Source organism: Pseudomonas sp. LB3P25 (assembly GCF_054897985.1).
In genome coordinates, this window is the sequence record NZ_CM142711.1 from 2,030,781 (window position 1) to 2,052,228 (window position 21,448).

20 protein-coding genes and 4 tRNA genes are annotated in these 21,448 nt (G+C 58.3%); 12 read left to right on the forward strand and 12 right to left on the reverse strand.

Features of this window, described 5'->3' with window-relative positions; genetic code table 11:
- Window positions 1–72: 72 nt before the first annotated feature.
- The gene (gene rdgC, locus ACYZTW_RS08990; protein WP_461969622.1) at window positions 73–993 is read right to left on the reverse strand and encodes a recombination-associated protein RdgC; all 921 of its coding nucleotides are present in this window, start codon (window positions 991–993) and stop codon (window positions 73–75) included.
- A gap of 160 nt (window positions 994–1,153) precedes the next feature.
- Between rdgC and ACYZTW_RS08995 the strand changes: the two genes are divergently transcribed.
- The 4 genes from ACYZTW_RS08995 to ACYZTW_RS09010 all read left to right on the forward strand — a co-directional run bounded on the left by ACYZTW_RS08995 (window position 1,154) and on the right by ACYZTW_RS09010 (window position 1,697).
- Window positions 1,154–1,229: transfer RNA gene (locus ACYZTW_RS08995), tRNA-Val, on the forward strand.
- Between the two features lie 19 nt (window positions 1,230–1,248).
- Window positions 1,249–1,325 (forward strand) — tRNA-Asp (locus ACYZTW_RS09000).
- 200 nt (window positions 1,326–1,525) lie between these two features.
- A tRNA-Val gene (locus ACYZTW_RS09005) sits at window positions 1,526–1,601 on the forward strand.
- Window positions 1,602–1,620: 19 nt separating this feature from the next.
- A tRNA-Asp gene (locus tag ACYZTW_RS09010) sits at window positions 1,621–1,697 on the forward strand.
- Window positions 1,698–2,034: 337 nt separating this feature from the next.
- Here ACYZTW_RS09010 and ACYZTW_RS09015 read toward each other — a convergent pair.
- Window positions 2,035–3,168 carry a catalase family protein gene (locus ACYZTW_RS09015; protein WP_462004575.1) on the reverse strand — a complete coding sequence of 378 codons (1,134 nt, stop codon included), beginning with the start codon at window positions 3,166–3,168 and terminating at the stop codon, window positions 2,035–2,037.
- The gene (locus ACYZTW_RS09020; RefSeq protein ID WP_462005725.1) at window positions 3,165–4,973 is read right to left on the reverse strand and encodes a di-heme-cytochrome C peroxidase; all 1,809 of its coding nucleotides are present in this window, start codon (window positions 4,971–4,973) and stop codon (window positions 3,165–3,167) included. The genes ACYZTW_RS09015 and ACYZTW_RS09020 overlap by 4 nt, the downstream gene beginning before the upstream one ends.
- Window positions 4,974–5,242: 269 nt before the next feature.
- Here ACYZTW_RS09020 and ACYZTW_RS09025 point away from each other — a divergent pair, with 269 nt between their 5' ends.
- The 5 genes from ACYZTW_RS09025 to ACYZTW_RS09045 all read left to right on the forward strand — a co-directional run bounded on the left by ACYZTW_RS09025 (window position 5,243) and on the right by ACYZTW_RS09045 (window position 7,953).
- A complete protein-coding gene (locus ACYZTW_RS09025) occupies window positions 5,243–5,959 on the forward strand; it encodes an FKBP-type peptidyl-prolyl cis-trans isomerase (RefSeq protein WP_033059101.1) in 717 nt (238 codons plus the stop codon).
- A 294-nt stretch (window positions 5,960–6,253) separates the two neighbouring features.
- Complete coding sequence (locus tag ACYZTW_RS09030; protein ID WP_462005726.1) at window positions 6,254–6,709, forward strand: YkvA family protein; 456 nt, start codon at window positions 6,254–6,256, stop codon at window positions 6,707–6,709.
- Between the two features lie 114 nt (window positions 6,710–6,823).
- Entirely contained in the window at window positions 6,824–7,165 is a 342-nt protein-coding gene (locus ACYZTW_RS09035) for a helix-turn-helix domain-containing protein (protein ID WP_149629268.1), read from the forward strand.
- Window positions 7,162–7,533, forward strand: a complete 372-nt coding sequence (locus ACYZTW_RS09040; protein ID WP_003223109.1) for a hypothetical protein — start codon at window positions 7,162–7,164, stop codon at window positions 7,531–7,533. The genes ACYZTW_RS09035 and ACYZTW_RS09040 overlap by 4 nt, the downstream gene beginning before the upstream one ends.
- Window positions 7,534–7,953 carry an SEL1-like repeat protein gene (locus tag ACYZTW_RS09045; RefSeq protein ID WP_462004576.1) on the forward strand — a complete coding sequence of 140 codons (420 nt, stop codon included), beginning with the start codon at window positions 7,534–7,536 and terminating at the stop codon, window positions 7,951–7,953.
- Window positions 7,954–8,079: 126 nt separating this feature from the next.
- On the opposite strand, the gene ACYZTW_RS09050 is transcribed toward ACYZTW_RS09045, so the two are convergent.
- Together ACYZTW_RS09050 and ACYZTW_RS09055 are read right to left on the reverse strand one after the other, a co-directional pair.
- On the reverse strand, window positions 8,080–9,870 hold the full coding sequence (locus ACYZTW_RS09050; RefSeq protein WP_462004577.1) for a bifunctional diguanylate cyclase/phosphodiesterase: 1,791 nt from the start codon (window positions 9,868–9,870) through the stop codon (window positions 8,080–8,082).
- A 149-nt stretch (window positions 9,871–10,019) separates the two neighbouring features.
- Window positions 10,020–12,101: a carboxy terminal-processing peptidase gene (locus ACYZTW_RS09055; protein WP_462004578.1), complete on the reverse strand. Its 2,082-nt coding sequence runs from the start codon at window positions 12,099–12,101 to the stop codon at window positions 10,020–10,022.
- A 182-nt stretch (window positions 12,102–12,283) separates the two neighbouring features.
- On the opposite strand from ACYZTW_RS09055, the gene ACYZTW_RS09060 reads away from it, so the two are divergent.
- Entirely contained in the window at window positions 12,284–13,246 is a 963-nt protein-coding gene (locus ACYZTW_RS09060) for a zinc-binding dehydrogenase (RefSeq protein WP_462004579.1), read from the forward strand.
- Window positions 13,247–13,349: 103 nt separating this feature from the next.
- Here ACYZTW_RS09060 and ACYZTW_RS09065 read toward each other — a convergent pair whose 3' ends face one another.
- The 6 genes from ACYZTW_RS09065 to ACYZTW_RS09090 form a co-directional block, all read right to left on the reverse strand.
- A complete protein-coding gene (locus tag ACYZTW_RS09065; protein WP_090181750.1) occupies window positions 13,350–14,003 on the reverse strand; it encodes an HAD family hydrolase in 654 nt (217 codons plus the stop codon).
- 34 nt (window positions 14,004–14,037) lie between these two features.
- Window positions 14,038–15,027 (reverse strand): ABC transporter ATP-binding protein, encoded by a 990-nt coding sequence (locus ACYZTW_RS09070; protein WP_462004580.1) that lies wholly within the window; start codon window positions 15,025–15,027, stop codon window positions 14,038–14,040.
- On the reverse strand, window positions 15,024–15,824 hold the full coding sequence (locus ACYZTW_RS09075; RefSeq protein WP_462004581.1) for an ABC transporter permease: 801 nt from the start codon (window positions 15,822–15,824) through the stop codon (window positions 15,024–15,026). The genes ACYZTW_RS09070 and ACYZTW_RS09075 overlap by 4 nt, the downstream gene beginning before the upstream one ends.
- Window positions 15,811–16,647, reverse strand: a complete 837-nt coding sequence (locus tag ACYZTW_RS09080; RefSeq protein ID WP_462005727.1) for an ABC transporter permease — start codon at window positions 16,645–16,647, stop codon at window positions 15,811–15,813. Before ACYZTW_RS09080 ends, ACYZTW_RS09075 begins: the two co-directional genes overlap by 14 nt.
- 5 nt (window positions 16,648–16,652) lie before the next feature.
- Window positions 16,653–17,459, reverse strand: a complete 807-nt coding sequence (locus ACYZTW_RS09085; RefSeq protein WP_462004582.1) for an alkaline phosphatase family protein — start codon at window positions 17,457–17,459, stop codon at window positions 16,653–16,655.
- Between the two features lie 138 nt (window positions 17,460–17,597).
- Entirely contained in the window at window positions 17,598–18,665 is a 1,068-nt protein-coding gene (locus tag ACYZTW_RS09090) for an ABC transporter substrate-binding protein (RefSeq protein WP_462004583.1), read from the reverse strand.
- Between the two features lie 349 nt (window positions 18,666–19,014).
- On the opposite strand from ACYZTW_RS09090, the gene ACYZTW_RS09095 reads away from it, so the two are divergent.
- Window positions 19,015–19,728, forward strand: coding sequence for a UTRA domain-containing protein (locus tag ACYZTW_RS09095; protein WP_462004584.1), 714 nt, complete (start codon window positions 19,015–19,017; stop codon window positions 19,726–19,728).
- A 22-nt stretch (window positions 19,729–19,750) separates the two neighbouring features.
- Here ACYZTW_RS09095 and ACYZTW_RS09100 read toward each other — a convergent pair whose 3' ends face one another.
- Window positions 19,751–20,518 (reverse strand): DODA-type extradiol aromatic ring-opening family dioxygenase, encoded by a 768-nt coding sequence (locus tag ACYZTW_RS09100; RefSeq protein ID WP_462004585.1) that lies wholly within the window; start codon window positions 20,516–20,518, stop codon window positions 19,751–19,753.
- 103 nt (window positions 20,519–20,621) lie between these two features.
- On the opposite strand from ACYZTW_RS09100, the gene ACYZTW_RS09105 reads away from it, so the two are divergent.
- Window positions 20,622–21,278, forward strand: a complete 657-nt coding sequence (locus ACYZTW_RS09105) for a thiopurine S-methyltransferase (RefSeq protein WP_462004586.1) — start codon at window positions 20,622–20,624, stop codon at window positions 21,276–21,278.
- Window positions 21,279–21,448 lie beyond the last annotated feature (170 nt).

Below are 21,448 nucleotides of genomic sequence, written 5' to 3' on the forward strand. Positions count from 1 at the left end.
GCCGCTCCGCAGCCCAACGGGGATAAATCCCCTCGCCACATGGCTCGCTCCCACATTAGCAATCACCAGCCTTTAGATCCCCTGCGGAGTCTCTTCGCCGCCCAACGCTTCAACCAGCGCCGGCAGATAGTCGCCGAAGGTCAGCATCATCAGGGTGAAGCTGGCGTCCAGTTGGCCGAGTGCTTCCTCACCACCGTCCTGTTCCGCCTGGTCTTGCAGCAGGTCTTCGAACTTCAGACGCTTGACCACCATCTTGTCGTCAAGCACGAAAGACAGCTTGTCTTGCCAGGCCAGTGACAGCTGAGTGACCACTTTACCGGTGCTCAGGTGCAGCTGGATTTCTTCGCTGGTCAGGTCCTGGCGCTTGCAACGCACGATGCCGCCGTCTTCGTGGGTGTCGCGCAGTTCGCATTCGTCCAGCACGAAGAAATCGTCCGCGGCTTTCTGGGTGGTGACCCATTCAGTCATGGTCGCGGTAGGGGACATCTTCACGGTCAGCGGACGTACCGGCAGCGAGCCGATGACTTCACGCAGGGTGGACAACAGGTCTTCGGCACGTTTCGGGCTGGCCGAGTTGACCAGGATCAGGCCTTGCTTCGGCGCGATGGCAGCAAAAGTCGACGAACGACGAATAAAGGCGCGCGGCAGGAAAGCCTGGATGATTTCATCCTTGATCTGATCGCGTTCCTTTTTGTAGACCTTGCGCATTTGTTCGGCTTCGATCTCTTCGACCTTTTCCTTCACGGCGTCACGCACGACGCTGCCCGGCAGAATGCGTTCTTCTTTACGCGCGGCGATCAGCAGGAAGTCGCCGCTGATGTGTACCAGCGGAGCCTCTTCGCCCTTGCCGAATGGCGCGACGAAACCGTAGGTGGTCAACTCCTGGCTTGCACATGGACGCGCCAGTTTGGTGGCCAGTGCAGTTTCCAACGCCTCGGCATCAAAAGGCAGATCTTGGGTCAGGCGATAGATAAGCAGGTTTTTGAACCACATGGGGCGAGTCTCTCCTTTATACAAAGGGGGGCATTATTCTCTTCGCGGCGCCATAGGCCAACCCTTCTCTAAGCCTTTGGAAGGCCTGAAAAAATTATTTAAAAAAGTGCTTGCCAGAGATGTGGTCGCTCCGTAGAATGCGCGCCACACCGAAAGTGAAGGGTGATTAGCTCAGCTGGGAGAGCGTCTGCCTTACAAGCAGAATGTCGGCGGTTCGATCCCGTCATCACCCACCATTCGCTTCCAGTGTTACGCGCAGCGGTAGTTCAGTCGGTTAGAATACCGGCCTGTCACGCCGGGGGTCGCGGGTTCGAGTCCCGTCCGCTGCGCCATATTCGGTCACCTGGAATGCTGAACGCCAGGTCACAACGGAAAAGCCCGCTTAACGCGGGTTTTTTTCTGTCCAAAGTTTGTACGTTGTTCCTGCAGGTCGCGTCGTCTTATAGGTTTTCAGATTTTTTTGAAAAATTATTCAATTAAATCAACACTTTATGAAAATCTGTGGCACAATGCGCCCCGCAACGAAGGTAAAGGGTGATTAGCTCAGCTGGGAGAGCGTCTGCCTTACAAGCAGAATGTCGGCGGTTCGATCCCGTCATCACCCACCACTTACTTTCAACGCTACGCGCAGCGGTAGTTCAGTCGGTTAGAATACCGGCCTGTCACGCCGGGGGTCGCGGGTTCGAGTCCCGTCCGCTGCGCCATATTCGGTCACCTGGAACGCTGAACGCCAGGTCACCACAGAAGGCCCGCTTAATGCGGGCTTTTTGCTGTCTGGGGTTTGGCTTTTTGCCGACAATCCATGAAAAGCGAGTTACGCCATCACACGATCTGTAGCAGCTGGCGAAGCCTGCGTTCGGTTCGGGCCGCGTTCGGACGCAGCAGTCGTAAACACTGAGTCCCAGATGGATCTGACGCACCGCGTTGTGTGGTCTTGCGGCTGCTGCGCAGCCGAACGCAGGCTTCGCCAGCTGCTACACGCATGCGGTAGTGCGTTGGCCTGCGTCGATCGTCGAGTCGTTTTTTATTTCTGCCTGCTTCTCATTGTTCTGCGTTGCGGCTGTGGCGGTAGTCGCTGACCGCTTCATATACGGCTTTGCGCAGGCGGTTGATGCCGCCAATCGGCCGATGGGCTTCAAGCCCGAACCACGGATTAAACGACTGGTTGTCGCATTGCAGGTTCAGCGCCGGCGTATCGAAGTCCTGGGCGGGCAGTTTGATCCGGGCCACGGTTTCGAACGGCACATCCTTTTCCTTCCACTCGATACTCGTGTCCTCGATCGGCATGTACTTGCCCGGATCCTGGCGCTGGATCTGCAAGACGAAGCACGCGGGCATTCGATCCGTCGACAATTGCTGGTTCAGCGCATTGCGTAAAAAATTCGGCAGCTTCTGATTCTGCGCTGGCAACGTGTAGGCCGGGCAGCTGTCGGGATCCGGCGCCACCCGAAACTTCGCGTTGGCGTCACCAAACTTGTAGGGCGAAACCGAAAAGTACGTCGTCTGCGTCGGACTTTCCGGGGCAGAGGAGAGCGTCGCCAAGGCGATAAACAGATGGCGAACCTGCCAGGTCCGCGGGTCCCAACCCGGAAAGAACGCCATCAGCTTCTTGCCGTCTGCCTGTGCGGCTACATTCTGACGGTACTCGGCGACATCACTGACGAAAAAGTTCGGATGGCTGAACATCACGAAGTCCTGTTCGACATGACTCTGTTGATCGTTCAGCAGTTGTTTGCCGGGCACGTCGAGCAACTTGATCGCCATGCCCCGTGCATCGCGGATGCTGTCGAACTGCGGGTAGGCATTGCCGTTAGACAGCCGCATCGTCGCTTGCCAGGTTTTGCCGGGTTCGCTGAACACGCCCTGACGCAGTTCACCCGCCAGATCCGGCAGCACCTGAACCTCGGCCTTTACGCAACCATGGGCCTTGGCATGGGCGTCGCGCAGGTAGCGGGTGCTTTCACGGTGCTGATCGACGATGCGCACGGCCGTCTGGATGATGTCTTGGGTCATCGCTGATTCGCCATCCGGAATCAGTTCTTCAGCAGAAACCGGGCCGCTGTGCTGCCAGGCGAACCACGCCGTGGCCAGCGCCCAGCCGAGCAATCCAAGGCCCAGCGACCACAGCAGGGTTTTGCCGAGAAAGGCGCCAAAACGCATCCAGAGTCTGCTCATGGCAATTGTGCCTCCAACGGGCCGCCCAACACTTTCAGATACTCCAGCAGCGCCCAGCGCTCTTCCGGTTGCAGCAGGCGACCGATGACGCCGTTGCCACGCTTGCCGGCCCGGAATTCGTGGCCGCTGTTGTGATTGCCGGTGATGCGTGTGTCGAACATGAAGCCGTTGGTGAAGGCCTCGGTGCGATAACCCAGGTGCCTGGGGTCGTACTCGAAAGTGCCCTTGTAGAAGGTGGTTGCGCGTTCATCCTGGGGCGAGAGCAGTTGATAAATGCTCGGCACCGAACCGTTATGCAGAAACGGTGCGGTCGCCCAGACTCCCGCCAATGGTCGCGCCTTGTAGGCGCGCAATTCGCGCACGCCAATCGGCAGGCCGAAGCCATCCATGTTCGGTCGTTCGGCCGTAGGAATGTTTGCTTCACGGTAGGCCCGGTTTCCGACGAAAGCGGTGACGTAGGCCAACCCTTTAGCCGATGAGAGCTTGCTCAGATCCAGCGATTCAGTGGGCGTCGGCTGCAATTGCACATCCAGTTGCGCCAGCTCTGACGGGTCCCATTGCAAGGCTGTGAGGTCGAAGCGATGGTCGGCGATGTTATTGGCCGCGCCCGGGTCTGTGCCGATGAACTCCACGGGCAGCATTTTCAAATGTTGCACCCAGCGCGCGTCGCTTTGGACCGATCGAGGTACATGGCAGCCGGCGCAGTTCTCGGTGAATAATTCGCGACCTTTTGCGGCCTGGGTTTTGTCGATGGCGCCCAGCAGTTCTTCCGGCCAGGCCGGTGGTTTGAGCCGTTGCAGGGTTTGTTCGATCAGGTGCAGATCGCGCAAGCGGACACTGGACGGATAGCGGGCGTCACCTTTGAGCGGTTGGCCGTTAGCGTCGAAGAAATTCAGCGTGGCGCCCACTCCCAAGGCCTCGCCGATGTTGCGGGCCATCGGTTGCTGCGCCGAACCGTTCCACTGCACCCAGTCGAAGGTCCACATGTCCCACAGTTGCGGATAGTCGACCGGAGCGTTGGCGACGCGGTAGTTGGCGGGGGAAATCGCATCGCCGAAACTGGCGTTGGCAATGCGCCCGAAAGCGTCGGTGCGGCCGGGGCCTTCTTCGGTCGGGTAGAGCCCGCGATGGGTGTCGTTCCAGGCCACCTTCAAGAAGGTGTCGAGAGAGACTTTGACGTCTTTGCGCAGCTGTTGATGCCGGACATCGTAGTCCTGGCCCAATACGTTGCGTGCGAAACGTTCGAATTTCCACGGGTTGTAGTAAGTCGACGTCAGACTCGCTACCAGCGCTTGCCCGAAACTGCCACCGCGCAACGTAGGAACGCTGGATGGCAGAACGTGTTGTGCCGAACCGCCATCGATGCGCACGGCCTGGCCGTTAAAGCGCAGTTCGCCGGTGTGGCAGGCGGCGCAGGTGATGTCCAGAAACTCGTCCTGGCTTCCAGGGTTCTGATGACGGGCAAAACCCACGGGCAGATTGCCGGGGTTGTTCGGCGTGGGTCGCTGGCTGGGGTCGATCAGAAAACCGAAGCGGGCGAGGTATTCGGGGGCGGCGAATCGCTGTTGCGAGAACGGCAATTCGAGGGCCTTGAACCAGTCATAGCGCAAGCCTTTGACCTGAGTTCCCTGGGGCGTGAAATAGTAAATCTCGCGGTCGCTGGCGCTCCATTGCTCCAGGTAATGCACCTGCTGCACGGGTGACCAGGCCGGCAGTTTCGGGTTGGCGACGTAGTACAGAACCACGGCGAGGCCCAGCCCCAGCAGGACTGCGAACAGAACCAGCAAGCGAAAGAAGAGGCGCAACATAAACATCCTTGTCGATTTGAAGCTCCCTTATGCCTCAGCACCTGAGGTGCGGCAAGTGGCCATTACGCCAGATGCGGGGGGATCCGGCATCGATCTCTGTGAGCGCAAGATGACAGAAGCTTCATCAGTCCATTCCCGAAATGCGTTAAAACACCTGAACTTATCAGAAGTTTCCTGCTCTCATGCCGGTAGCCATTGGTCGTGGCCGCCTGATAAGCTCGCGGCTTTACTCGATTGCCCTTTAGGCGCATGAACAAGGAAATAGCATGAAACAGCATCGGTTGGCGGCGGCGGTGGCCCTGGTTAGCCTGGTACTTGCGGGTTGTGATTCGCAGACCAGCGTAGAGCTGAAAACCCCGGCGCAAAAAGCTTCCTACGGGATTGGCCTGAACATGGGCAAGAGCCTGGCTCAGGAAGGCATGGATGATCTGGACTCCAAAGCCGTAGCTCAAGGCATCGAAGATGCCGTCGGCAAGAAAGAACAGAAACTGAAGGATGACGAACTGGTCGAAGCCTTCGCAGCACTGCAAAAGCGTGCTGAAGAGCGTATGGCCAAAATGAGCGAAGAGTCGGCAGCTGCCGGCAAAAAATTCCTCGAAGACAACGCCAAGAAAGCCGGTGTAACCACCACCGCTTCGGGCCTGCAGTATGAAGTGGTCAAAAAAGCCGATGGCGCACAGCCTAAGCCGACTGATGTAGTGACCGTTCACTACACCGGGACCCTGACCAACGGTACCGTTTTCGACAGTTCCGTCGAGCGTGGCAGCCCGATCGATCTGCCGGTTAGCGGTGTGATTCCGGGTTGGGTCGAAGGCCTGCAACTGATGCACGTTGGCGAGAAGTACAAACTGTACATTCCTAGCGAACTGGCTTACGGCGCCCAAAGCCCAAGCCCGGCGATTCCAGCCAACTCGGTGCTGGTATTCGACCTGGAACTGCTGGCAATCAAGGATCCAGCAAAACAAGACGCCGCTACCAAGTAATCAGCGTCTGCTCTAAAAACAACGCCCCGCTTATGCGGGGCGTTGTTGCATCTGGCGTTCAGCGAAGGTAAACAAAGCGAACGGATGCTGTAGGCTGGAGTCATAGCCAGTGAGGGCGCCCGCGCTAACCGCGCCAGAGCGCCAAGTCAATGAAATCTTGGGTTTTTTTATGTGAGTAAAAAACGCCCGATCTGAGTTAAGCCCTTATGAAACGGGGCTTTCAGCCGTGAAAAGCAGCTCTGTTCACAAGGTTATCCACAATTTGTGTGGATAACATTTCAGTGGGAGGAAATGATGAAAACACCCTGGAGTTTCGCTCGTTTCCTGCCTCTGGCGGGACGCCTGCTCGCGCGTGGACGTTTGCCGACCTTACTCTTCGCGGTGGCCAGCAAAGGTGCCAGCCAGGGTAACCGGCTAGGCAAGCTCAAGGATGATCTACGCCTGTTGCAGGCACTCTGCCTGGCTTATTGGCGCGGTGAGTATCGGGCCATCAGCCCCAAAGCCCTGGTATCGGTCGTGGCAGGCCTGATGTACTTCCTCAGTCCGGTGGATGCCATTCCGGATTTCATCCCTGTGTTCGGCATGCTCGATGACATCGCGGTGCTGGCCTGGCTGATGAAAGTCCTCGACGACGAACTCAACGCCTTCCGCGCCTGGCGCAAGCGTCAGCTGCCGGAGAAGCTCGCCGTGGTCGAGCGCCTACCCGATACCCCGGAACAACTTCAGCTTCAGGGCCCCAAAAAAAACTGAACTGATTCAGTCTCATCCACAGATTGATGCCCCCCGCGACCTTGGCCGCTGTTAGGATTACACTTCTAGGGAAAAGTGCCGACTCGCTAAGTGTTGTTGTCCTACGGGGTAGTCATGGATATTCAGATAATTACACGCGAAGGAGAGCCCGAGTATGCGGTTCTGCCATGGGCTCAGTATCAGGCTCTACTAAAAGCAGCAGGCATCAATGAACAACCGCCGCGGGTCGCCCCAGAGCGTCACGCGGCAACACCAGACCAGATTCTTCCGGGTCTGGATCAACTACGCAGTTTGCGCGAAGGGAAGGGCATCGCCATCGAGGCGTTAGCCCGCACGGTAGGCATCAGCCCGTCTTATCTGGCCTTGATCGAAAGTGGCGAGCGTCAACCCGACGCTGCGATTCGCCGCAGCCTGGCCTGGGAATTGACGGTGCCAGGATGGAGGGATGAATCGTGAGCGTACGCATCAGTCGTCAACATTGGGACGGGTTGCTGGGTGAACTGGATCAGGCGCGCCGTCAGCGACATCTTTTGACCTATCGAGCGCTGCTGGAGCGTTTGCAATTGCCGACGCCGGCCATGCAAACCCTGACGGCGGCCCTGGAGCATCTGGCCGCGCTGGACGCCAAGGCCGAGCAGCCGCTGCGCAGCTCGCTGGTGATCAGCCAGGGCGCCAGTCGCCTGCCGCGCACCGGGTTCTTTGAGTGTGTCGAACGTCTGGGGCGTTTCTCCGGGCCGTCCGATGGGGTGGCCGCAGCGTCCTGGCATGCCTCGGAAGTGGTGCGTGTGTTCGAATACGAGTACCCGGAATCGGCGGAGGCCTGAGTGTTTTTAAAACTCAAGGCGCGGGCCAGTTACTGGCTGGCTCGCCGTTTGTTTCACTGGTCATGGTTTGTGCGCCAACCGCGTGGCTGGAGCTGGCTCGAAGGCCAGTTTGCGCGCATGGCGAACCTGGGTGATGTTGGCGCCCAGAGCTTCTATGGCCACATCCTGACCTTTCGCGGCGTCGGCCTTGGGGCTCGCGAGGAAGGTGTGCGATTGCTGCGCCTGGCGGCGTTGGCGGGGGATGGCAAAGCGGCGTATCAAGTTGGCGTGATCAGTCTCGCCGGAACGCCGAGCAAGGCGCCGGATCCGGTTGAGGCGGCGCGGTTTTGGGGGATCGCTGCGAAGGCGGGGCATCCGTTGGCAGAGACCAAACTGAAAGAATTGGCGACCCGTGGTTCCGAGGCGCCGCCCTCAATTTGAGTTGGCAGAACCGGCGTCATCGCGAGCAGGCTCGCTCCCACACTGGATCTGTTGCTGGCACACATTTGGCGTGACTCAACATAACCCCCTGTGGGAGCGAGCCTGCTCGCGATAGCGTCAGTTCTATCAACGATGCCCTATGAACAACTCCTCGTGCTGCCCCGGCACCGCCAGGCTATCAATCACATGCACGCTATACCCCGGCACATTCTTCGCGTGGTGCTTGGCCTGCGATGCCATCTCCGCCAACTGGCTCGCATCGAGTTGTCCACAGGCCTGTGGATGTAAATGCACCGCGCCGATCGACAATGACAGCAACGCAAACTCCTGGCGCACACCCTGACGGTTGGGGGCAATGAAGCAGCCGGCTTCCAGATGTTCGCTGCGATAAAAGCGTCTGCACTGGCTCTGGAAGTCGACCAGCAGCTGGTTCAAGCGTTTGCGCCAGTCTTCCGGGCCGAGCACCAGCAGAAAGTCATCGCCGCCGATATGGCCGACAAAGTCGCGGGAAGGGTCGACGCGATCATTCAGGCATTGCGCCAGGCACAGCAGGACTTCGTCCCCACGGCCGTAGCCGTAGATGTCGTTGAAGGGTTTGAAGCTGTCGATGTCCACATAGCAAATCACCGACTCCCGTTGCTGTTGCAGCAACCGCGTCAGGCATTGCTGGATCGGCACGTTGCCTGGCAGCAGGGTCAGTGGGTTGGCGTAACGGGCTTGCTGGATCTTCAGTTCGGTAATCAGTTTGAGTACGTCGATCACTCGGCCCAGTCCCAGGTAACCGCCGTTGAGGGTGATGATGAAGTCTTCTTCGATGCGCTGCCGCGCGCGGCTGGTGATCAGGCGACTCACTTGTTGCAACGACTGGCTCATCTCAACGGCAAGGAAGTCGTCGTTCATCAAGCGGCTGATCGGCTTGCGGGCGAACAGGTCGGTGGCAAAAGGCTTGAGCAAGGCGTCGGAGAGCGAATGCCGGTGGACGATGCCGCAGGGCTGGCCTTGCTCGTCGAGCACCGCCAGGGAGTTCAGATTGGCCTGGCGGCGGAAAGCTTCCAGCACCGTGGCGGTCGGCGTATCGCGACCCACTGCCGGTTGGTCGTTGAGCAGGGCGCTGAGGTCACTGCCTTCATCGTTCAGCGCCACGGCAGAGCTGTCGTGTTTGGGCATCATCGCTCGGGCATCCCGGGGCGGTTGCTCTTGAGGCCGGCAGAGCAGGTAGCCTTGGATCAGATCGACGCCCATCTCGGTCAACACCGCGAGTTCTTCCGGTAACTCGATACCTTCCGCGATCACTTGTGCCCGTGAGGCCTTGGCAATTTGCAGGATCGAGCCGACGAATTCGCGCTTGAGGGCATCCTGGTGAATGCCGTCGATGAAGTGTCGATCAATCTTCACGTAGTCCGGACGCAATTCGGACCACAGCCGCAAACTCGAATAGCCTGCGCCCAGATCATCCAGAGCAATGGAAAACCCCATCGCTCGATAGTGATGCAACGCGGTTTGCAGCAGCTCGAAATCGTCGGTCGGGGTCTGTTCAGTCAGTTCGATCACCACCTGACTCGGCGGTATGCCGAAATCCTGTAGCAGTTGCAGGGTGCGACCGGGTTGGTGAGCGGCTTCGAGCAGGGATTCAGGGGAAACATTGAGGAACAGTTTGCCGGGCAGTTGCTGCTCATTAAAACGTCGGCAGGCGCTTTGACGGCAAGCGATTTCCAGTTCGCTCAGGCGGCCGGCCTGACGAGCCACGGCGAACAGTGCGAGGGGGGAATGCAGTGGACTGTTGGAGGGGCCGCGGGTGAGGGCTTCGTAGCCGACAATACGTCGCTCAGAGAGGGAAATGATCGGCTGGAACAGACTGTGCAAACCGCTTTGAGCCAGTATGGAACTCAAGGCACTCAGCTGTTCTGTCGTGGTCATGGCTTTCTCTGGCGATAAAAAAAGGACTGGGAACACTCTCTTGGATAAAGAGGGGCTCCCAGTCCTTTATTTCACGACAGAATGATGACTGTATGATGACGCTCCGGAGAGAGTCAGCATTAAATTGCCATCATCTTTCTCGTAACAACTTAGTGCTTGGCTACCGCGGTATTGAGTTTCAGGTAGTCCAACAGAATCCGCCCGGTCTCGCTCAGGTAGGCATCGTCTTCTGGTTTGGTCTTGTCTGGCTCGGCCGCAATCGCGTCTTCGTCTTCTTTCTTCAGCTCTTTGAGCGGCTCCTCACCCTTGGCCTTGCGACGGATGTTTTCCATGGCAAGTTGCTTGGCTTCGATATCGGCGTGTTGTGCACGACGATCAGCTTCATTGAGGCTGACGGTTTTTTCCGCCATCAGTTTCTGCGCCAGGGCCAGTTTGTCGCGGATGAACACGAACTCCGCGTCTTTGGCCGAGCGTACGTCATGCTCGGATTTGAGCTGCGAAATGTACGGCTTGAACGGATCGACCGCAGGCTTGATGGCCGCGCGGATGGTGTCCCACGGCATGGCTTCAGGCAGTGCGCTTTCGCCGATTTCCTTGGTGTCGATGATCGACGGGTAATCAATGTCCGGCAGTACGCCCTGATGCTGGGTGCTCTGGCCGGAAACCCGGTAGAACTTGGCCAGGGTCAGTTTCAGTTCGCCATGGTTCAGCGGCTGAATGGTCTGCACGGTGCCTTTACCGAAGGTCTGGCCGCCGATGATCAACGCGCGGTGATAGTCCTGCATGGCTCCGGCAAAAATCTCCGAAGCCGAGGCAGACAAGCGGTTGACCAGCAACGCCATCGGCCCTTTGTAGAAGGCACCCGGGTTTTCATCTTCCAGTACATCGACCCGGCCATCGGCGTTGCGCACCAGTACGGTCGGACCTTTGTCGATGAACAGGCTGGTCAGCTCGGTGGCTTCCTGCAAGGAACCGCCGCCGTTGTTGCGCAAGTCGATGACCACGCCGTCGACCTTGTCTTTCTGCAACTCGGTCAGCAGTTTCTTGACGTCGCGAGTGGTGCTCTTGTAGTCCGGATCGCCAGCACGGAAAGCCTTGAAGTCCAGGTAGAAGGCCGGGATCTCGATGACGCCGAGCTTGTAGTCCTTGCCGTCCTGTTTAAGGTTGAGGACCGACTTCTTCACCGCCTGGTCTTCAAGCTTCACCGCTTCGCGGGTGATCGGGACGATTTTGGTGGTCTGGTCGTTCGGCGCATTGCTGGCCGGGATCACTTCCAGGCGCACCACGGTGCCTTTCGGCCCACGGATCAGCTTGACCACTTCGTCCAGGCGCCAGCCGACCACGTCGACCATTTCTTTGTTGCCTTGGGCAACGCCGATGATCTTGTCGGCCGGTGCGACTTGTTTGGTCTTGTCGGCCGGGCCGGCAGGCACCAGACGCACGACTTTCACCTGGTCGTTATCGCTCTGCAACACGGCGCCAATGCCCTCGAGGGACAGGCTCATGTTGATGTCGAAGTTCTCCGCGTTATCCGGTGACAGATAGTTGGTGTGCGGGTCGTAGGACATGGCGAAGGTATTGATGTACGCCTGGAAGATATCTTCCGGACGGGTCTGGTCCAGGCGCGTCAATTGATTCTTGTAGCGCTTGGTCAGGGTTTCCTGAATCTGCTTGGGCTCTTTGCCGGCGATCTTCATCCGCAGGACTTCGTCCTTGACGCGTTTGCGCCACAGGTCGTCGAGTTCTGCGGTGGACTTGAGCCAAGGGGCGTCCTTGCGATCGATCAGCAGGGTTTCCTTGGTGGTGAAGTCGATCTTGTCGACGCCTTTGTTCAGCTCGGCAAGGGCGAAGTCCAGACGCGCTTTGACGCGATCCAAATAGCGCTTGTAGATGGTGAACCCGGCATTCAGGTCGCCGCTTTTGAGGAAGTCGTCAAACTGGGTTTTCCACTTGTCGAATTCGGCAATGTCGCTGGCCATGAAGTAGCTGCGCGACGGGTCCAACAGTTTGAGGTAGCTGTCATAAATGATCGCGGAGCGCGCGTCATCGAGCGGCGGCTTGCTGTAGTGGTGGCGCTTTAGCAACTCGACGACGTTCAGGCTGGCGATCACTTCGTCACGATCAGGCTGAAGCTTGTCCCAGCTATTGGCTGCAAACGAATTGGTCGACATCGGCAACAGGCCGATACCAATGAATAGGGCTAGGGCGGTGCTGGGTAAAAAATGCTTCATGCTGATTCGACGCGGGGACAATTGATCACGCATATTAGGCCGTCTTTGAAGTCGCCGGTACCACTAGTCTCTGTACGAAAACTGCCTGCTAGTTTTCGTACGGACCCTAGGGCCGGTCGCATAATGCAAGAAAGCCCGGCGCTACAGCTACGGGCTCAGTCCAGACTCACTATGGAGGCACTGTGAAAGCATTGCAAGGCGTTGAAGGTCGAGTGGAGTGGGTTGAAGAGCCCAGTCCTACATGCGATGTAGGACAAGTTCGGATTCGAGTGGCGGCTGCGGGTCTCAATCGCGCCGATTTGTTACAGAAGGCGGGTCTTTATCCGCCACCGCCGGGAGCCAGTCAGGTACTGGGTCTTGAGTGTTCGGGGGTGATCAGCGAGGTGGGGCCGGGCTCGTCCTGGCAGGTCGGGGATCGGGTCTGCGCCTTGCTGGCCGGGGGCGGGATGGCCGAGGAGGTAGTTGTCGACGGACGGCATGTGTTGCCGGTTCCCGAAGGTTTGTCCCTGGCTGAGGCGGCAGCGCTGCCAGAAGTGTATGCGACCGTTTGGCTGAATTTGTTTCAATTGGCTGCGCTCAAACCGGGTGAGAAAGTTCTCCTGCACGCCGGCGCAAGTGGAATCGGTTCAGCTGCCATTCAGCTGTGCAAGGCGTTTGGTAACCCGTGCTGGGTCAGCGTCGGTTCCGCCGAGCGTTTGGCTTACTGCGAAGCGCTGGGGGCACAAGGTGGGGTCGTGCGCAACGGGGATCTGGACAGCTTGAGCGACCTGGGGCCGTTCGATGTGATTCTCGACCCGGTTGGCGGCAACTACGCTGCGCTGAATCTGAGACTGATGGCGCGCGATGGTCGTTGGGTGCTGATCGGCCTGATGGGCGGTCGTGAGGCGCAGCTGGATCTGGCGCAGGTACTGGCCAAACGCGTGCAACTGCTGGGTTCAACCTTGCGCAGTCGCGATGAACAGTTCAAGGCGGATCTGTTCAGCGATCTCAGCCAACATGTCTGGCCGCTGTTTGCTGAAGGGCGTTTAAGCCCGCAATTGGCCAAGACCTTCCCGATCAAGGACGCCGAAGCGGCGTTTGCGGAGTTGGCGACTAATAAGGTGGCGGGGAAATTGGTGTTGGTGATTGACGAGAGCCTGACCTGAAACCTGTGGGAGCGAGCCTGCTCGCGATGAACGATGACGCGGTTTCCCAGGTAAACCGCGTCGCCTGAATCGCGAGCAGGCTCGCTCCCACATTGGTTCTCGGTTATTTCCAGAGATGGATTGGCCAGCCGGCCTTTTCAGCGTGCTCAAGCAACACCGGATCCGGATTAACCACATGCGGGAAATCCACCTTCAGCAGCAACGGCAAGTCATTGCGTGAGTCGGAGTAGAAACTCGCCCCTTCCAGGTTTTCCTCTTCCGCATCCAGCCATTCCAGCAAACGTGTGATCTTGCCTTCGCGGTAGGTCAGTGTGCCGACGGTGTGGCCGCTATAAACCCCGTGCGCCACTTCCAGTTCGATGCCGAGAATCTCGTCGATGCCCAAACGGTCGGCAATCGGCCTGACCAGGTGCGTGCCCGACGCCGAGATCACCAGGATCCGGTCGCCGGCCTTGCGGTGGGCGGCGATGGCTTTGGTGGCGTCGCTGAAGATAATCGGTTCGATGAAATCTTCCACCCAAGGGCCTACCAGGTGGTCGACCTCTTCCGGTGTGCGCCCGATCATCGGCTCCAGACTGAAGGTCATGTACTCCTCCATTCGAAGCTTGCCGTGGCTGTAGGCGTCCATCAGTTCGTTGTTCTGACGCATGAACGACTCGGGATCGACCCAACCCAGGCGGCCCATTTGCTCGCTCCAAAGGGTGGCGCAGTCGCCGTGGATCAGGGTTTCATCCAGATCAAAAATTGCGAGGGCCATCAGTGCGATTCTCTCTTCAACATCAGCAAAGTCATCAGGCTACCTCACACAGTGCCGTTGGATCGATGGAAAGCGCGAGACGCTGACCATCGGGATGCAGATCGGCCGCCGAGCGGTTCAGCACATCCACCACCAGTTCCACGCCCCGGGCTTCGACCCGGTAGCGAATCACGTTGCCCAACAGGCTGTGGCTGCGGATTTGCGCGTCGAGTTCGCCGTTGAGGCTCAGCTCGATGGCTTCCGGGCGAATCGCAATGCGGTGGGTAATCGGTCGCTGCAGCAGTTTTGTGGCGCTGTCCGCGTCCAGCAGGTTGTAGTTGCCGATGAAACCTGCGGCAAAGAAATCGATGGGCGCGGTGTAAAGGGTCTGGGCGTCGCCGCTTTGTACGATCTTTCCCTGATTCATCAAGAAAATCCGGTCGGACATGGTCAGGGCTTCTTCCTGATCGTGAGTGACGAAGATCGTGGTCAAGCCGAGTTCGCGCTGGATCTGACGGATCTGTTCGCGCAAGTGCTTGCGAATCCGCGCATCGAGGGCCGACAGCGGTTCATCCAGCAACAACAGACGTGGCCGGGTCACCAACGAGCGGGCGAGGGCGACTCGCTGGCATTGGCCGCCGGACAGTTGATGCGGATAACGCGCGGCGAAGTCGTTGAGTTCCACCAGTTTCAGTACTTCGGCAACACGCTTATGGCTGTCGTCTGCGTTGACCTTCTGCATGCGCAAACCAAAGGCGACATTCTGCTCAACGGTCATGTTCGGAAACAGCGCGTAGCTTTGGAACACCATGCCGATCCCGCGTTTCTGCGGGCTCAACGGAACGAGGTCGGCGCCATCGAGCAGGATCTTGCCGCCATCCACTGAGGTCAGGCCGGCGATGCAGCGCAGCAGCGTCGACTTGCCGCAACCAGACGGGCCGAGGAGGGTGACGAATTCACCCTTCTGGATTTCACAGTTAATGTCGCTGAACACGGTCGTGCCCGCGTAATTTTTTTGAAGATGTTGGACGCTGACATAGCTCATTCGCTTTTGTCCTTGTTCAAAATATTGGCAGCCCAGGTCAGAACCAGCACAAAGAAGAAGTAGGAAATCACCAGCGCACTGGTGAAGTGGCCGCTGCTGTTGCGCATGTTGTTGAGGTAGACCTGAAGGGTTTCGTAGCGGGTTCCCACGAGAATGTTGGCGAACACGAACTCACCGAACAGGAACGAGAACGACAGCAGCAACGCCACCATCAAACCTTTGCGCAGGTTTGGCAGCACCACCAGTAACGCCGCTTGCCAGGTGCTGGCGCCGAGCAGTTGCGAGGCGTCCATCAGGTCGCGCAGGTTGATCGCTTGCAGGTTGTTGGTGATTGCCCGGTACATGAACGGCAGCGCCACGGTGAAGTAGCAACCGATCAGAATCCACGGCGTCCCGACCATCGCGAACGGCCCCGAACCGTAGAGCTGCAACAGGCCCACCGACGACACCACCGGCGGCACCGCGAAGGGCAACAGGATCAGAATGTTCATCAGTACATCGAGTTTCGGGAAGTGGTAATGCACCACAAACAGCAACGGCAGAACCAAAACTACCGACAAAATCAGCGCGCCGACGCAGACCAGAAGCGATTGACCGAACGCATGCAGAAATCGCGGATCACTCCACAGCTGCGCATACCATTTGATAGTGAAGCCACTGGGCAAAATAGTTGCCGACCAACTGGTGGAGATCGAGTAAATCAGCGTTCCAATCAGCGGTAATAGCAGAATGGCAAAAAGCAGGTACACCACGACCCGGTGATAGACACCGACGGGGCCCAATTCAGCGCGAGACATGGTAGCTCCTCTTCAACAGCAGCTGATGCACGATGGTCACCAGGGTCATCAACGCCACCAGCACCACGGCCAGGGCGCTGGCCATGTTCGGGTCCAGGGAGATGTCGCCGGAAACCATCGCCGCGATGCGGATTGGCAGCACGTTGAAGTTGCCGGTAGTCAGGGCGTACACCGTGGCGTACGCGCCGAGGGCGTTGGCCAGCAGGATCACGAAGGTGCCAAGCAGCGCAGGCGTCAGCACCGGTAAACCGATGTGGCGCCAGAACTGCCAGCCGTTGGCGCCGAGCAATTCGGCGGACTCACGCCAGTCTTCACGCAGGGCGTCGAAGGCCGGGTAGAGGAGCAACACGCCCAATGGAATCTGGAAGTAGGTGTAGAGAATGATCAGCCCGGTTTTCGAATACAGGTTGAAGTCCTGAATGATCCCGGCCTGCTTGAGCATGAGGGTGAAGCTGCCGTTGAAACCCAGCAGAATGATGAACGCGAAGGCCAAAGGCACGCCGGAAAAGTTGCTGGTCATGTTGGCGAAGGCGTTGACGAAGTTGCGCAGTTTCGAGTCGACCCGGCGCAGGGAATAGGCGCCGAGCACCGCGATGATGATCCCGAACACGCTGGACCAGAAGCTGATCTCGAGACTGAGCTGGATCGCCTGCAGATAGAACTTCGAGTTGAATATTTTGGTGAAGTTGGCGATGCCCCAGCCGAACTCTTCCGATTGCAGGCTGTTGATCATCACCCAGCTCAACGGGGCGATCTCGAATACGATAAAGAACAGCGTGAAGGGCACCAGGCACAGCGCCGCCAGCCATTTTCCGCGAGTCATGGCATTCACTTGAGGAGCTCCCGGCAGACTGGTTTGTCGTGGACCACACCCAGCATCTCGCAGACGGTGCCGCAGATTTCAGTCTGTTTCGGTGCGGCGCTGGTGTTGAAGCTGAAGGCATCGCCGAGGACGAACAGCGGCACTTCGCGTTCTTCCGGCAGCAGGCCGTTGTGGGAGCGGTCGTTGTTCATGCCGTGGTCGGCGGTCACCAGCACCTGATAGCCGGCGTCGAGCCAGGTTTGCAGATAGTCGGCCAGAATAATGTCGGCCGAACGGGCGCTGTTGCGGTATTGCGGGGTGTCGAGGCCGTGCTTGTGCCCGGCGTCGTCGATGTTCATGGGGTGGACCAGTAAAAAATTCGGCGCATGACGCAGGCGCAGACTTTCGGCGTCGGCGAACAGGTGCGAGTCGGGGTAGTGATCGTTCCAGTAGAAATGACCGTGCTGGATCGGCAGGTCGGGGTTGTCGGTGTGACGATCCCGTGCGGCAACGAAGGGCGAGTTGTTATACAGCTCGCTGACCCAGTGATAGGCCGCGGCGGCGGTTTTCAGGCCTGCGTCGGTGGCGTAGTGATAGATGCTGCGCTGGTTGGACAGGCGCGAGACATTGTTATGGACGATGCCACTGTCGATCGGCGGGACGCCGGTCAGGATGCATTCGTAAAGCGGTCGGGACAGGGCCGGCAGTTCGCACTCCAGTTTGTAGAGCGCCGCGCGTCCTGCGCCAACGTAAGCCTGCAGGTGCCCCATGGCGTGTCGGGCGACCTCGTAATTGAGGCCGTCGAGCACGACAAGGATGACGTTGTGCTTCATAGGGGCTGGAACTCCGCAAAACAGAAATTCGAAATACCTGTAGGAGCAAAGCTTGCTCGCGATGCGGGCAACTCGGTCTGTCTGGTGACCGAGGTGAAGCCATCGCGGGCAAGCCTTGCTCCTACAAGGGTTGCAGCGTCACTGCATCTCGATGATGACTACTTCCTGCCACTTCTGAGGAACGGACTTCGAAGTCTTCTCCCAGGCGTCGGCGTCCTTGATCGGCGTTACGTGCTTGTACTGCTCATTAGGCAACAGGTTGGCCTGTACATCAGCCGGCAGGGTCAGGTGATCGGCACGGATAGGACGAGCGTTGCCGCGCGCCAGATTGGTCTGGCCTGCATCGCTGAAGATGTACTCGCGCGCCAGTTTGGCGGCGTTCGGGTGCTTGGCGTATTTGTTGATGATGGTGGTGTAACCGGAGATCACCGAGCCATCGGATGGAATCACGACGGTGTAGTCATCCGGATTCACCATCTTGGCCTTGTAGCTCAGGCCGTTGAAGTCCCAGACCACGCCGACTTCGACTTCACCCTTTTCCATGCTGGCAATCGTTGGGTCCGTCATCGATAGACGTTTTTGTTTGGCGAGTTCGGCGAAGAACAGCAGGCCTGGTTCAATGTTTTTTTCGTCGCCGCCCTTGGAGAGCGCCGCTGCCAGCACGCCGTTGATAGCCTGGGCGGAAGTGCTCACGTCACCGATGGTGACCTTGTACTTGCCTTTCTCAAGATCAGCCCAGCTTTTGGGGGCGTCAGAGCCGTGCAGCAGTTTGTTGTTGATGATGAACGCAATGGAACCGGTGTAGGCCAGAGCCCAATGGCCATCTTTGTCTTTTGCCCAGTCTGGAACCTGATCCCAGGTGCTCGGCTTGTAAGGCTGCGAAACCTCTTGCTTGATTGCAATCGGGCCAAAGGCTGCACCGACGTCGCCGATGTCGGCGCTGGCGTTGTCTTTTTCAGCTTTGAACTTGGCGATTTCCTGGGCCGAGCTCATGTCGGTGTCGATGTGCTTCAAGCCGTAGTTCTTGGCCAGGTCATCCCAGGTGCCTTTCCAGTTGGCCCAGTTGTCGGGCATGCCGACACTGTTGACCTCACCTTCCGCTTTCGCAGCGGCTTCCAGCGTTTTCAAGTCGGTGTCAGCGGCCATGGCGGCAGTGCACATGGCAATGGTCGAGCCTAACAGTGATGCCAGGAAAAGCTTTTTCATCCGAAGCTCCTTTGGGCGTTTTCAACGCTGCGATTGCGGTTGTGTTGGTCTAGGTCAGCAATACCTGAGCCAATTTAGGCGCCCCTGATGACATTTTGATGTCGACGATCGGTCGGCCTATGTTTTTTGCGCTGTGAGGCTCAGGCGTCCAGCTAAGCGTAGACCATGGCTAAAGGGCTGATATGAAAGGACTTGGCCGTGATTTTGCAGGCGTCTGGCTCAACCGTTCGGCAACTTTGTCATCTGCCAGTCATAACCAGTGCCTAGGCTTGCAGGGAGTTAATGGAATCGATTTGAATCGCGGTTCCGCCCCGAAACAGTGCTGGTCTAGTCCAGATAGGTAACGTTGATGCGCATCGAGACAACCAAAGCGGTGACAGCCATCGGGCAGGTTCTGCAAGAACAGCTCGACCATGGCCTGTTGGCGCCCGGGAGCAAGCTGCCGGCCGAGCGCAAGCTCAGTGAGTTGTTCGGTACCACGCGGATCACCGTGCGTGAAGCGTTGTTGCAGTTGGAGGCCCAGGGGCAGATTTATCGGGAGGAGCGCCGTGGCTGGTTCGTGTCGCCACCGCGCCTGGCATACAACCTGATGCAGCGCAGTCACTTTCACGCGATGGTCAGTGCACAGGGGCGTGTGCCGTCCACCGAGGTGATTTCAGCGCGGTTGCAACCGGCGTCGGCGGCGGTCTGTGCCTGGTTGCAGTTGCCGGCGTTGTCGAGCGTGATTCAGATTTGCCGGGCTCGACGGATTGATGAGCGGCTGGTGTTGTATGTGGAGCACTATTTGAATCCGCAGTTTTTTCCGGGGATTCTGGATTTCGATTTAAATCAGTCGATTACCGAGCTGTATGCGCGACATTACGACTTGCACTATGGGCGGGTGCGTTTCGAGATTGTGCCGACGGCGTTGTCGGTGGATGCGGCGGCGGCTTTACGGGTGTCGGTGGGGAGTCCGGGGTTGCGCATCGTTCGGGTCAATTACGATCAGCATGAGCGGTTGATCGATTGTGATCTGGAGTTTTGGCGGCACGATGCGATTCATGTCGGGGTTGATGTGGTCTGAGCCTGGCCGCCACAGGTTGAGCTTATCCGAAGCGATAAATGTCCATGCCCAAGGCTCCCATGGTGAATCCCTTGTGCGTCACGCTGAAGTTTCCTCCGGCACCGCGGGCAAAATACAAAGGCAACAAATGTTCATCACTCGGATGGTTGCGCACGGCATTCGGTGCTTGCTGGCGGTAGTCGTGCAACGCGGTTTCGTCGTTGGCAGCGAGTTTTTCGATCATCCAGTCACGAAATGCCTGGGCCCAGGGTTCGACGCTTTCGGTGCCTGCGTGCCAGTCCAGTTCGCGCAGGTTATGGGTGATGCTGCCGGAACCGATCAGCAGCACGCCGTGTTCGCGCAGACTGGCCAGGGCATTACCGACTCGGGTTTGCAGGGCCGGGCCGCCGCGGGTGGGCAGCGAAACTTGCACCACAGGGATATCGGCTTGTGGATACATCAATGACAGCGGCACCCAAACCCCGTGGTCGAACGGCCGCTTAGCGTCGATGGCGGCAGGAAGTCCGTTGGCCTTCAGCAGTTCGACTACCTCAGCGGCCAATTGTGGATCGCCGGGTGCCGGGTATTGCACGTCGAACAACGCTTGCGGAAAGCCGCCGAAGTCATGCCAGGTTTCAGGCTGGGGATTGCCGCTGACCCGCAACTCATTGCTTTCCCAATGCGCAGAAACAATTACGATGGCTTTGGGTTTCGGCAATTCTGCGGCCAGGCGAGCGAGTGCAGGCCCGCTGGCGCCCGGTTCCAGTGCCAACATGGGCGAGCCATGGGATATGTACAGGCTGGGGAACATGAATGAGCTCCTGAGGGGTAAGATGGCATCATCTTCAGTCAGATCATTGATCTAAATCTAATATAAGTTTTAGGGTCTTTTGATCGAATTTTCGGGATTAATTATGCAGCCGGAGTTTTGGCACAAGCGGTGGACGTCGAATCAGATCGGCTTTCACCTGCCGGAAGTAAATCCATATCTGCAACGGTACTGGCCGCAGCTGGGCCTGGAAGAGGGCGCGCGCGTACTGGTGCCGTTATGTGGGAAAAGCCTGGATCTGCTGTGGCTGGCGAAATGCGGTCACGAGGTATTGGGCGTCGAGTTGTCGGAAAAAGCGGTGGAAGACTTTTTCCACGAGCATCAATTTGATCCGGACGTCAGCGACCAAGGCCCCTTCACTGTCTATCGGGCGGGCTCGATCGAGATCTGGTGTGGTGATTTCTTCGCGTTGACGGCCGGCGATGTCGCCGATTGCAGTGCGCTGTACGACCGCGCTGCGTTGATCGCCTTGCCGCCGACAATGCGTGAGGAGTACGCCGAGCATCTGAAGCGGATTGTGCCGAAGGATTCGCTGGGGCTGTTGATTACCCTGGATTACGATCAGTCGCAAATGGACGGACCGCCCTTTGCAGTGCTGGATGACGAAGTGCAACGGTTGTTCGGGGCGACCTGGGAGTTGAAGATTCTGGAGGACCAGGACGTTCTGGGCGAGAGCTGGAAGTTCCTGGAAAGCGGTGTTACGCGGCTTGAAGAGCGGATTTATCGGGTTGCTACTCAGTAATTGATGTTGTTTGTGCTGGCCTCTTCGCGAGCAGGCTCGCTCCCACATTGAAATGCATTCCCCTGTGGGAGCGAGCCTGCTCGCGAAAGGGCCCTGAAGAACACCCGCAACAATCAAGCAGACAAAAAAAGGCCCGCATCACTGCGGGCCTTTTCTGTTAGTGCGGAACC

Excerpts from the sequence above, each read along its gene's own strand:
- rdgC (WP_461969622.1), bottom strand. The coding sequence starts at position 993 with ATGTGGTTCAAAAACCTGCTTATCTATCGCCTGACCCAAGATCTGCCT.
- ACYZTW_RS09015 (WP_462004575.1), bottom strand. The coding sequence starts at position 3,168 with ATGAGCAGACTCTGGATGCGTTTTGGCGCCTTTCTCGGCAAAACCCTG.
- ACYZTW_RS09025 (WP_033059101.1), top strand. The coding sequence starts at position 5,243 with ATGAAACAGCATCGGTTGGCGGCGGCGGTGGCCCTGGTTAGCCTGGTA.
- ACYZTW_RS09030 (WP_462005726.1), top strand. The coding sequence starts at position 6,254 with ATGAAAACACCCTGGAGTTTCGCTCGTTTCCTGCCTCTGGCGGGACGC.
- ACYZTW_RS09035 (WP_149629268.1), top strand. The coding sequence starts at position 6,824 with ATGGATATTCAGATAATTACACGCGAAGGAGAGCCCGAGTATGCGGTT.
- ACYZTW_RS09050 (WP_462004577.1), bottom strand. The coding sequence starts at position 9,870 with ATGACCACGACAGAACAGCTGAGTGCCTTGAGTTCCATACTGGCTCAA.
- ACYZTW_RS09055 (WP_462004578.1), bottom strand. The coding sequence starts at position 12,101 with ATGAAGCATTTTTTACCCAGCACCGCCCTAGCCCTATTCATTGGTATC.
- ACYZTW_RS09065 (WP_090181750.1), bottom strand. The coding sequence starts at position 14,003 with ATGGCCCTCGCAATTTTTGATCTGGATGAAACCCTGATCCACGGCGAC.
- ACYZTW_RS09070 (WP_462004580.1), bottom strand. The coding sequence starts at position 15,027 with ATGAGCTATGTCAGCGTCCAACATCTTCAAAAAAATTACGCGGGCACG.
- ACYZTW_RS09075 (WP_462004581.1), bottom strand. The coding sequence starts at position 15,824 with ATGTCTCGCGCTGAATTGGGCCCCGTCGGTGTCTATCACCGGGTCGTG.
- ACYZTW_RS09080 (WP_462005727.1), bottom strand. The coding sequence starts at position 16,647 with ATGACTCGCGGAAAATGGCTGGCGGCGCTGTGCCTGGTGCCCTTCACG.
- ACYZTW_RS09085 (WP_462004582.1), bottom strand. The coding sequence starts at position 17,459 with ATGAAGCACAACGTCATCCTTGTCGTGCTCGACGGCCTCAATTACGAG.
- ACYZTW_RS09090 (WP_462004583.1), bottom strand. The coding sequence starts at position 18,665 with ATGAAAAAGCTTTTCCTGGCATCACTGTTAGGCTCGACCATTGCCATG.
- ACYZTW_RS09095 (WP_462004584.1), top strand. The coding sequence starts at position 19,015 with ATGCGCATCGAGACAACCAAAGCGGTGACAGCCATCGGGCAGGTTCTG.
- ACYZTW_RS09100 (WP_462004585.1), bottom strand. The coding sequence starts at position 20,518 with ATGTTCCCCAGCCTGTACATATCCCATGGCTCGCCCATGTTGGCACTG.
- ACYZTW_RS09105 (WP_462004586.1), top strand. The coding sequence starts at position 20,622 with ATGCAGCCGGAGTTTTGGCACAAGCGGTGGACGTCGAATCAGATCGGC.